This is a genomic window from Thalassolituus sp. UBA3500 (genome assembly GCF_002377545.1).
Taxonomy (GTDB): domain Bacteria; phylum Pseudomonadota; class Gammaproteobacteria; order Pseudomonadales; family Oceanobacteraceae; genus Thalassolituus.
Window position 1 is genome coordinate 138,973 of record NZ_DFQB01000060.1, and the last position, 10,513, is coordinate 149,485.

At 53.5% G+C, this 10,513-nt stretch carries 7 protein-coding genes and 1 pseudogene; 4 read left to right on the forward strand and 4 right to left on the reverse strand.

What is annotated here, in order from left to right:
- Positions 1 to 158: 158 nt before the first annotated feature.
- Entirely contained in the window at positions 159 to 713 is a 555-nt protein-coding gene (locus B2R29_RS16145) for a gamma carbonic anhydrase family protein (RefSeq protein WP_301182003.1), read from the reverse strand.
- Positions 714 to 925: 212 nt separating this feature from the next.
- Here B2R29_RS16145 and prlC point away from each other — a divergent pair, with 212 nt between their 5' ends.
- Both prlC and B2R29_RS16155 read left to right on the forward strand, forming a co-directional pair.
- Positions 926 to 2,986, forward strand: a complete 2,061-nt coding sequence (gene prlC, locus B2R29_RS16150) for an oligopeptidase A (RefSeq protein ID WP_301182004.1) — start codon at positions 926 to 928, stop codon at positions 2,984 to 2,986.
- Positions 2,983 to 3,294 carry a YheV family putative zinc ribbon protein gene (locus tag B2R29_RS16155; RefSeq protein ID WP_301182005.1) on the forward strand — a complete coding sequence of 104 codons (312 nt, stop codon included), beginning with the start codon at positions 2,983 to 2,985 and terminating at the stop codon, positions 3,292 to 3,294. The genes prlC and B2R29_RS16155 overlap by 4 nt, the downstream gene beginning before the upstream one ends.
- Before the next feature lie 173 nt (positions 3,295 to 3,467).
- Here B2R29_RS16155 and B2R29_RS16160 read toward each other — a convergent pair whose 3' ends face one another.
- Positions 3,468 to 4,322 (reverse strand): porin, encoded by an 855-nt coding sequence (locus B2R29_RS16160; RefSeq protein ID WP_301182130.1) that lies wholly within the window; start codon positions 4,320 to 4,322, stop codon positions 3,468 to 3,470.
- A gap of 146 nt (positions 4,323 to 4,468) precedes the next feature.
- Positions 4,469 to 5,266: an alpha/beta hydrolase gene (locus tag B2R29_RS16165; RefSeq protein ID WP_301182006.1), complete on the reverse strand. Its 798-nt coding sequence runs from the start codon at positions 5,264 to 5,266 to the stop codon at positions 4,469 to 4,471.
- Between the two features lie 137 nt (positions 5,267 to 5,403).
- On the opposite strand from B2R29_RS16165, the gene B2R29_RS16170 reads away from it, so the two are divergent.
- Positions 5,404 to 7,182: a hypothetical protein gene (locus B2R29_RS16170; protein WP_301182007.1), complete on the forward strand. Its 1,779-nt coding sequence runs from the start codon at positions 5,404 to 5,406 to the stop codon at positions 7,180 to 7,182.
- Positions 7,183 to 7,186: 4 nt separating this feature from the next.
- On the forward strand, positions 7,187 to 7,774 hold the full coding sequence (locus tag B2R29_RS16175; RefSeq protein ID WP_301182008.1) for a penicillin-binding protein activator LpoB: 588 nt from the start codon (positions 7,187 to 7,189) through the stop codon (positions 7,772 to 7,774).
- Positions 7,775 to 7,855: 81 nt separating this feature from the next.
- Here the strand turns inward: B2R29_RS16175 and B2R29_RS16180 are convergent.
- A pseudogene (locus tag B2R29_RS16180) lies at positions 7,856 to 10,513 on the reverse strand (outer membrane beta-barrel protein); the annotation flags it as partial.

Sequence of the window (10,513 nt, forward strand, 5' to 3'; positions counted from 1 at the left end):
GAGGAGCGCCAAATGACAGCCCCACCGAAGACATTTAGCGACACAAAATAGCCACGAGACTTACTCGGACTCAATATTATTCATCAGAGCTGGATTTTTACTGATTTACGAGCAAACCAAGGGAACTTTATTGATTTCACAAAGGTGACGATGGTCGGTCAATAATCGAAGCCTTCCGCCATGTGCTTATCCTTCAACTTGACGTAGTTCTCGGCGGTGTAGGTGAAGTACTTCCGCTCTTTCTCGGTAATTGGTCTCGCCTTTTTTGCCGGGGAGCCCATATAGACAAAACCACTTTCGAGCTTCTTGCCGGGCGGCACCATAGCGCCCGCGCCAATAATGACTTCACTCTCAACAACAGCACCATCCATGATCATGGACTTCATACCGACCAGAACCCGATCTCCTATCGTGCAGCCATGTAGCATGGCCTGATGCCCGATAGTGACATCATCACCGATGATCAGCGGGAACCCACCTGGGTTGTAATCAGACGCGTGAGTAATGTGCAACACAGCACCATCCTGAACTGACACTCGCGAGCCAATACGAATATGATGCATATCGCCGCGAATGACGGCAAAAGGCCAGACTGAGCAATCTTCGCCCATGCGCACATCACCAATGATGACAGCGGTCCGGTCAACGAACACAAACTCCCCCAGCTTAGGGGCGGTTTTTTCGAAAGCACGGATATTCGGACGACGGATCATTCAGGGCCTCATTCTCAGCGGGTAATTGATTCGGGATTACGTTGGCTATTGTTAGCTAAGCTTAGCACTCCACGACACATCAATCTTCGATCCTATAGAGATGGAGCAATAACCCCAGATACGGAAACTCAAGATACTTGAATTTGCGCCCTGAACCCCAATACTTAAAGCATCGTTAACGAAACTTTTCTCGCTCACGGAGCCTTCTGTTTATGTCGAACCCGCTGCTTCAGCCTCATCCTCTGCCACCGTTTTCATCGATTGACGCAGAGCATGTGCTGCCCGCCGTCGAAGAGCACCTGAACACCAATCGGACACGCATCAGCGAGTTACTGGGTCAGTTCGCCAGTGGTGAGGCAACGCCGACCTGGGAAACGCTGATCGAACCGATGGACGAATGGCACGACGAACTGAGCAAGGCCTGGTCGCCGGTCGGCCACCTCAATGGCGTGCTCAACAGCGATGATCTCCGCGAAGCCTACAACGCCTGTCTGCCGCTGCTGAGCCAGTACTGGACGGAATTCGGCCAGAATGAAGACCTGTTTAAAGCCTATGACGCGCTGAAGAACAGCCCGGAATTCGACAAGCTGAGCAGCCCGCAGAAGACAGCCATCAACAACGCTCTGCGCGATTTCCGCTTATCCGGCATTGATCTGCCCGCCGACAAGAAAGTGCGCTACGCCGAAATTCAACAAAAGCTGTCAGCGCTGACCAGCAAGTTCAGTGAAAACGTGCTCGACGCCACCGCCGCCTGGACCAAACACATCACCGACGTGAGTGAACTGGACGGCGTGCCGGAATCAGGTCTCGGCCTGCTCGCACAGCAAGCTCAACAGCGTGACCTCGACGGCTACGTGATCACCCTCGACTTCCCGTCGTACATGCCGATCATGAGCTACTGCACGAATCGTGAACTGCGCGAAGAGCTGTACACCGCGTTCGTCACCCGAGCCTCCGACGTTGGCCCGAATGCGGGCGAGTTCGACAACAGCCAGAACATGAAAGACATTCTGGCGCTGCGCTATGAGCTGGCCACCCTGCTCGGCTTTGACAATTACGCCGAATATTCTGTCGCCACCAAGATGGCAGAATCCGGCCAGGAAGTGATCGACTTCCTCAACGATCTGGCCGCCAAAGCCAAGCCACAGGCCGAGCGTGAATTCGCCGAGCTGAGCGCCTACGCCGCCGATGAACTGGGCCTCACCGATCTGAAGCCGTGGGACGTGACCTTCGCTTCAGAGAAGCTGCGTCAGGCACGCTACAGCATATCGCAAGAGGACATTCGTCCTTACCTGCCGGTCGATACCGTCATCAAAGGCATGTTCGAAGTGGTCTCGCGTTTATATGGCGTTGAGTTTGAAGAGCAGAACGAATTCGATACTTACCACCCGGATGCGCGCTTCTTCCATGTAACGAAAGACGGCAAACAAATCGCCGCTTTCTATCTGGATCTTTACGCCCGCTCGAAAAAACGCGGCGGCGCCTGGATGGACGACTGTCGCGTGCGTCGCTCCACGAAAGACGGTGTGCAGCTGCCCGTCGCCTATCTGGTCTGTAACTTCAGCCCCGCCGTGGGCGACACCCCAGCGCTGCTGACCCACGATGAAATGACCACCCTGTTCCACGAGTTTGGTCATGGCCTGCACCACATGATGACCGAGATCGATGTCAGCGCCGTGAGTGGTATCAATGGTGTCGCCTGGGATGCAGTCGAGCTCCCAAGTCAGTTTATGGAAAACTGGTGCTACGAGCCGGAGGCCTTGGCCTTCCTCTCTGGCCACTACCAGACCGGCGAGCCGCTACCACAGGAACTGCTGGATAAACTGCTCGCCGCAAAGAACTTTCAGAGTGCCATGGGAACCATGCGCCAGATCGAATTTGCTCTGTTCGACTTCCGCCTGCACCGCGAATACAGCGACAGCAACCCGGTCACCGCTGAGCAGATTCTTGGCGAAGTCCGCGAAAAAGTGACCGTCGTTCCGACCGTCGAATTTAACCGTTTCCAGCATGGCTTTACTCACATTTTCGCGGGCGGCTATGCGGCAGGCTACTACAGCTATAAATGGGCCGAAGTCCTGAGTGCTGACGCCTATTCACGCTTTGAAGAAGAAGGCATATTCAACAAGACGACGGGCGAGAGCTTCCTCAAAGAGATTCTCTCGCAGGGCGGTTCGCGTGAAGCCGCAGAACTGTTTGAAGCCTTCCGCGGCCGTAAGCCATCGGTCGAACCGCTGCTGCGCCATTGCGGGATCGAGATTGAGGATGCCGCATGACGGATTCAGATAACGCGGGATTCAAACCGACCCGCCCGCGCCGCTTTATCGCCGGCGCGGTCTGCCCCAAGTGTTCAGAAATGGACCGCACCGTGATGTACACCAACGACGACGGCGACGAAGTCCGCGAGTGCATCAGCTGTGGCTACAGCCAGACCAGCAAAGAACAGGCACAGGAAGATTCGCAGGCAAATACCCTCGCTACCGAACTGACAACCAGGGTGACACCGATGGATGGCAAAGCACTGCTGGATGACGACGTAAAACCGCTGAAGATTATGGGCTTAGATAATACCAACGATCAGTGAAGTTAAAGACCGCATCACACTTTACTAAAGTCGTGATTAGCGTTCAGGATTTTTCGGGCTAGACTGATGTCATAAAGCACAGATCACAACAACACCCTAACGTAAAACGGGCATTGAGGCAGGACGCCGCAATGCCCTTTTTTTATGCAGTTTTGAAAGAGTCAGCGGATCGTTCAGAATACGTAGCTTATGCCCACCCCGACTTCTGACTCATCGTCGATTTCGTCGGACTCATTATCTGTAGCGAAGACGTACAGGCTCACGTCATTACCCAGGTCATAGGTTGCCCCCAGGCTCGCACTGGTGCTGTTTTCAGCAACGTTATCAGAAGCACCATATTGCAGTTGCACAGCCAGCTCTGTATTGACGGTAACTTCAGCAGACGCCAGCCAGCCGGTGGTTGCGTCAGTTTCTGCCAACACATCACGATGCTCCCACAGTGCACCCAGCGCTACCGGGCCAAGAGGGTAACGAAGCACAAGGCGAACAAGATCAATGTCGTCACCCTCGACTTCGGTGTCATAGGCGACACCAGCAAACAGATCGCCCTGCTCGTAGGAAAGCGACATCGAAGCCCCGTCGCTACGGCCCTCTTCGGCTTCTTCAGTATCATCACTGCCGGTCTCGTAGCTGACATGACTGATACGCGCCGTCAGGCCATGCCACTGCGGTGAGGTGTACATAAACGCATTACTGATATCGACATCGCCGGTGCTGATATAACGGGCTTTGTCACCGCGCAGGTCGGTGAAGTAATCCACACCTTCGCCCAGAATGTTAAGGGGCGTCGCGAAGTAACCGATTTTGAGTTTCCCGGCTCTGCCCATCAGGCCTACGTACCCTGCGCTCAGGGTCAGTGGGTCCTGTTCGCTGTTCCCGCCAGACGAAGCGACAGGCTGATCAGGCATGATCTCGTATTCAAGCAGGAATTCGGCCGATACGCCGTGGTTTAATTCACGTTGCTCTGTTGCTCCTATCGCTGAACCATTGGAACGGATGTTCGCAAAAGATTCGCCATCTTCGGTAATTTACTGGCGCGACATATTTATCTCGCCATAAAAATCCAGCGCCTGCGCCGAGGGAGCCGTAGCCACCGCAATGCCTACAGCAATCGCGCGTGTTTTGTTAATTCTTGTCATCTCTCGATCTATTTTGATTCAGTCACGGTTGGTGGTCAGAGGTTATTATCCTGTGCCCAGCGATCAAATTCGGGCATCACTCTCGGTAAGCCTGTGCCGGTCACCAACATATGATCCTGTTTGTACAATTCAACAAATTTTCCGTGCTCAAAACGCAGTGCAGTGGTCTTACCGATCGGAGTACGAACGATTCTGTCATCGGTGCCAGAGATGACGAGCACAGGTGTTTTTATACGTTCTGGATACACTTTACTGGCGCGTTTTTTATCAAGAAACCACATTGCCATTTCAAAGTACGCTTTACCAGATTCAGCTCTCAGCTGCACAAAAGCATCGCGCATCAACTGTTCATCCTGCAGGTGACCCGTACTCCAGACAAAACTCTCCCATTCTGGCATCAGGGGTTTACGCCAGAAGCCCCAGCGCGAAAAGTGATGTTGAAACGTACGCAGCATTGAAGGGTAAGCAGCAAAAATTCCAGCCGCGGGGGCGGGTGAAAGCAGCATAAGCCCTGCATGATCGACTTCCTGAGCGATTAACTGCGCGATCAGGCCGCCCATTGACCAGCCAACAATAATAGGTGGCTGATCCAGCCCCTTAATCAGCTCGATGAAATCATCACGATAGTCCAGCAGGCTGTTGTCTTTCATGGCCAGCGCACCTTCCAACAGTGGCAAGTCATGATGACGCAGAGGCGGCGCATGCACTTCATAGCCACGTTCCTCAAACGCTTGTTTCATATCATCCCAGACTTCGGGATAACAATAAGTGCCGGCGACCAGAACAACAGGTGCTTTGGTTGTTATCTTGGGGCTAGACTCAGAATTCGGCATCGACCTTATCTCTCTGTTGTGTGCTGGCTATAAATTAACAGAGCCATTATGTGCTGTCCCGAACAAATGCGTCCAATACGGGTGGCAGCTTGGCGCGGGTAGGTTACACTCCTGAGTGTCGATGAAGGAGAACTGTTTTGATAGCCTGGCGACTGTTAATCCTGCTTTCAGCTCTGGTATTGGTCCAGCTGGCTGGCTGCGCAACGTATGGAAGCGGTGTCCAGCAGGCACTGACGGCTGTTGAAGAAGGTGATTACGCTAAGGCGGCGACACAGATTCAATCGTCCTTGTCTGCCGATGGCAAAGATCGCCTTCTTTATAATCTTGAGCTGGGCGTTGTCCGCCACCTTGAGGGTAACTACGCCGAGAGCAACCGCCTGCTTGAAGACGCCGCCCGCATTAGTGAAGCCCTTAAGAAGAAGCAGCTTCGCGACAGCCTTATGGTCATGATGAGTAACCCGCGCAACGCTGATTATGCGGGTAACACTCATGAAGAAATGATGATCTATTACTACAAGGCCCTGAACTATCTTGCGATTGCCGGGGAGTTGCCTCCCGGTAATGCTCGCCTTGATGCCGTTGAAGGCGCGCGCATTGAGTCCCGCCGCCTACTGCTCCGCTTACAAGCCCTGCGCAACAATGAGGGCTCATACAACCAGTACAAAGACAAAGAAGAGCGTACCTTTTCCAAGGTAATGGACGTGTTTTCTGTGCTCGTCGGAAATCTGGTCGATACCGACGACCTGACCTACCGAGATGATGCACTGGCGCACTACCTGACCGGCGTTAGCTTCGAAATGAACGAAGAATACGACAACGCCCGTATCAGTTACCTGAAAGCCGCTGAAAGCTATGAATCCGGCTATTCAGAACAGTTTCAACTGGGCAATGGCATGGCTCAGCAAGCCTGGTTTGATGTCGCCAGAATGATGCGTAGAAGTGGGTTCTCAGATAACGAAACGGCGCAGGTGACGAAAGGCAAACTCTCAGAAACGCAACGTACGTTGCTGGACAGCGTAGCGGATAAAAGCCAACTGCTGGTTATTGAACACAAGGGTCGTGTCCCTGAGAAAAAAGAGCTGAACCTTCAGCTCTCGATCAACCCGAACCTTCGGGCTCTGGAGCTGCAGCCGTACTTTTTTGAATACTCGCAAGAAGAGATCAATTGGTTCTACCTGCTTTATGCCGACAAAATGTTCTACGGCCTGGTCGCCGACTATCTCAACGCCACCCGTAACTTCCGGGTCGATTTCTTCACCAAGACCATCTTTCTTGGCCCCCTGTATGACACTGCCGAAAGCATGGGGCTGACGAATGCTATCGGCAGTTCTCTCAGGGTGGCTGTTCCTTATTACGGCCGCCCTCTCGATTACGGACAAAGCCTGCTGACCATTGATCAACAGACCTGGGCTCTGGATCCGGCTGCTAGTCCACAGCTGATGGCTATTCAGGAACAAATGAAAAACGCAGGCCCGGAAATAAGAGCCGCTCTGTCACGCGCCGCAGTAAAAGCCATCACCGCAGCAGCGATTGGCTCACAAGATTCTACGGGCATTCTGGCCTTTGCAGGAAAGCTCGCAGCTCAGCTCTCAGACGCCGCCGAAACCCGAAGCTGGCTACTCCTGCCCGGCGAAATACAGATCAGACGCTTGTTTCTTGAGCCAGGCGACCACACACTGACTCTTGATTCTCACCTGACTGATAATAACCGGCAGCAGACCCAGAAACAGGTGTCTCTGAAGCCTGGTGACATTCAGCTCTGGACGGTGCGGACCACAGGTGCCAACCAAGCTCGTAAGGCATTGCCAAAACAGAATGAAACGACGCCGGAGACAACCCCTCAAGACGGAACTCCGGCGACAGACTCAGCTCCAAAAACCGATAAACCGACCCGAAGACTGCCAACGAAGGAATGAAATTATGTTAAACCCTATTGCCCGATTCGCTGCCCTGACCATGGTCGGAGCCGCTGTACTTACCGCAGGCTGCGCCACTAAGGTGAGTCGCGTTGATCCCGCAGAAGAAATCGCCTTGTCAGATCAGTGGAACAACAAAGACTCGGAGCTGGTCGCGACCGAGATGATCAACGATATGCTGTCGTTCCCTTGGGTGTCTGACTTCGAGCTGGAAAACAACGAGCGCCCGACCATTATCATCCAGCGCATCGCGAACAAGTCGCACGAACATATTGCCGTTGATACCTTCGTTAACGACATTAAGCGTGCCCTCCTCCGTTCTGGCAAAGCCGACTTCGTTGTTGCTGGCGAAGAGCGTGACGCCGTCCGTGACGAGCGCCGTGATCAGGAGCTGAATTCAAGCAACGCGAAAGAAATGGGCCAGGAAGATGCAGCTGACTTTGCGCTGTCAGGTTCAATCAACAGCATCGTTGATGAGGCGGGTAAAAAACGCGTAACTTTCTATCAGGTGGACATGAAGCTGATCAATATGGAAAGCAATCGCGAAGTCTGGAATGGTCAGAAGAAGATCCAGAAGCTTCAGGAACGCTGAGTTAACCCAGGTTTCTGAGCGTCCACAAAAAAGCCTCGCTGGTGTGACCAGAGAGGCTTTTTAATACGTACTCAAACTCGATCAGAACAGTATGCGATACCCGGCACTCACAGTCTGAGCATCGCCCGAGAAGCGAGTCAGCATCAGTTCAATACGCTCATCCGCCGATACCTGGTAATCCGCACCCAGAGCGTACGAAAATAGCCATTCGCTGTTACTTTCTACATTCAGTCCACGCTCACCTTCAGCATCAATCTGACTGCTTCCTAAGCGAACAACCGACCCCCAGCTATTGCCCATCGCCCAGGCCGGACGATACTGACCAAACACCGACCAGGCCGAATAGCTGATCGCTGCCGTATTTACGCTGGCTTCGCCAAGATTGGTGTACTGAACCAGTGCACTCCACTCTGGCGAGATATGCCAGGCCGCATTAATGAAGGCTGAGGCATCGATGTAATCTTCTTCGGTCGGCTCAATATTCAGATCCGGTGAGAAGCGGGTAAAACCAACCCCGCCTCCGACACTGAATTGTTCAGCATGGGCCGGTGCAACCGCAGCCAGCGCCAGTAACACAGCCACTGCCTGACGACGAGCACGGGCAGTAAACGCCAGGATCGCGACCATCAACCACCAGAAACCCTGGCTCATCGAGCCACCCGTGCCAGCCTCGACATCGGTTCCCGGATTGTTAGACACATCCAGGCGGTCCGGAATACCATCGCCATCACTGTCGAGATCAGCATCCGGCGCCTGGTCAGGCTCTTCTGCTACCGGCAGTGCAATTTCGCTGTCGATATCATCGCGGATACCATCATTGTCAGCATCATCATCGAGGAAGTCAGCAATACCGTCACCGTCGAGGTCACTGAGTTCTCTATCGTCACGTACACCGTTGTTATTGGTGTCGGTGCCGAAAACAGTACCGTTTACTTCAGCGTCCACACCGTCGTCGATACCGTCAGCGTCGGCATCTTCACCTGTGAAGAAATCAAACTGACTGTTTTCTTCACGATCAGGGATTCCATCGCCATCGTCGTCGTCATCCAGGTGGTTCGGTATACCGTCACCATCAAAGTCGCGCAGTGAACCAAAGGCACCAATGGCGTTATCAATCACATCCATCAGGCCGTCACGATCGACGTCGGTGGTGCTATCGAGACGACCATCTTCATCAAGATCCAGTGCAGCACGGATGCCAGCGAGAATCAGATCGCGATCCACACCATTACTGAACAGTTCGAAGAAATCTGGCTCGCCATCGGTATCTGTATCCGGCAGCAACGCAAGGTCAGAAATCAGATCCGAAAGGTTATCCAACAAACCATCTTCGTTGCTGTCGCTATGGCCGGCCTCGACCAGATCAGAGACACCGTCGTTATCAGAATCCATGTCCAGTGAGTTGATCAGGCCATCCTCATCTACATCCACCAGGTTATAGCTATAACCTTTCGATGCCGCAGCAGCGACAGAACCTGGCGCGACAGGTGTTACAACACGGGCCTGATAATAAGCGATCAGCTCGGCTGGCGTATCGAGGTCGTCGTTCACACCATCGTTGTTGTCGTCTGGGCCGTTAGTCCAGTCATAGCGGTGGTCATAAGCATCGAAGAGATCACTGATACCGTCGGCGTCATCGTCAGGCAGAGAAGCCAACAGGCGGCCGTACTCCAGATTGTCGCGGATACCGTCGCTGTCAGCATCGACATCATTGCGGTCAGCGATGCCATCACGGTCCGTATCAACACCGTCGTCGCCTTCGAACAGATTTGGCAGGCCGTCGTTATCGTCGTCCTGACCTTCCATGATCACGTCGATCAGGGCTTCGATTTTTTCTACCGTATCAACGCTCTCACCCGATACCTGATTGGCAACCGCACGATTGAGAATTGGCAGAATGCGTGTCAGTACCTCATCAGAAATACTGTCGACGCCCACCAGCTGATAATCTTCCAGTGTTGGAACCTGTGCCAGCGCGTCGCCAACGCTATTCTCAATGGTATTGGCGGCGTTCTCTTCGCGGGTGATTACGGCGCTTGATGTGGCCGTGGCCATCTCAAGAACACCCAGATCGTCAGTGAAGAACACAGACACAGAGATGACCTTACCAACGTCGCCTGCGGTCAGTTCATAACCCGCCGTCGAACTCACGGCATCAACACCACTGAGCCAGCTGTACGTATAGGACGCTCCCGAAGTACCGTTTACATCAGACACAGACATGCTCAGTACTTCACCGACAACCGCATCACCGAGAATCACAGCCTGCGAAGGCGTGTTAACCGTGACCGACAGGGCCACAGGTAGGGTATTGGCAAAATCGTCACTCAACGTCAGCGCAACTGGAAATACACCCGTCACGTTAGTTGCTGGCGCAAAGCTGAGCGTCTGCACATTATCCAGTAACGTCAGACTGACCCAGTCAGGATTACCGGCCTGCAGAGCAAACACCGTGTTGTCACCGGTAGCGTCTGTGGCACTCAGACCAAAAGTCGCAGTGCTTTCATTACTGATCAGAAGCTCAGTCAGACCGGTATACACGGGCACGCTGTTCACACTAGCTACCAGCGCTGCGATTTCTTCAGAGGTATCCAGCTCCTCGCCAGTACGTGCCTGAATCGCCGCCTGATATTTCGCATTGTTAGCTTCGATCGCGCCGCTGACACCGTCAACTGCATTCAGCTCGACATGCGTGATGCCATTCGGCAGACCTGCCGCCATAGAGATTGCTGTGACTTC

What these genes read in the sequence shown, in the direction of transcription:
- B2R29_RS16145 (WP_301182003.1), bottom strand. Translation starts at nt 713, where the DNA reads ATGATCCGTCGTCCGAATATCCGTGCTTTCGAAAAAACCGCCCCTAAG.
- prlC (WP_301182004.1), top strand. Translation starts at nt 926, where the DNA reads ATGTCGAACCCGCTGCTTCAGCCTCATCCTCTGCCACCGTTTTCATCG.
- B2R29_RS16175 (WP_301182008.1), top strand. Translation starts at nt 7,187, where the DNA reads ATGTTAAACCCTATTGCCCGATTCGCTGCCCTGACCATGGTCGGAGCC.
- B2R29_RS16155 (WP_301182005.1), top strand. Translation starts at nt 2,983, where the DNA reads ATGACGGATTCAGATAACGCGGGATTCAAACCGACCCGCCCGCGCCGC.
- B2R29_RS16165 (WP_301182006.1), bottom strand. Translation starts at nt 5,266, where the DNA reads ATGCCGAATTCTGAGTCTAGCCCCAAGATAACAACCAAAGCACCTGTT.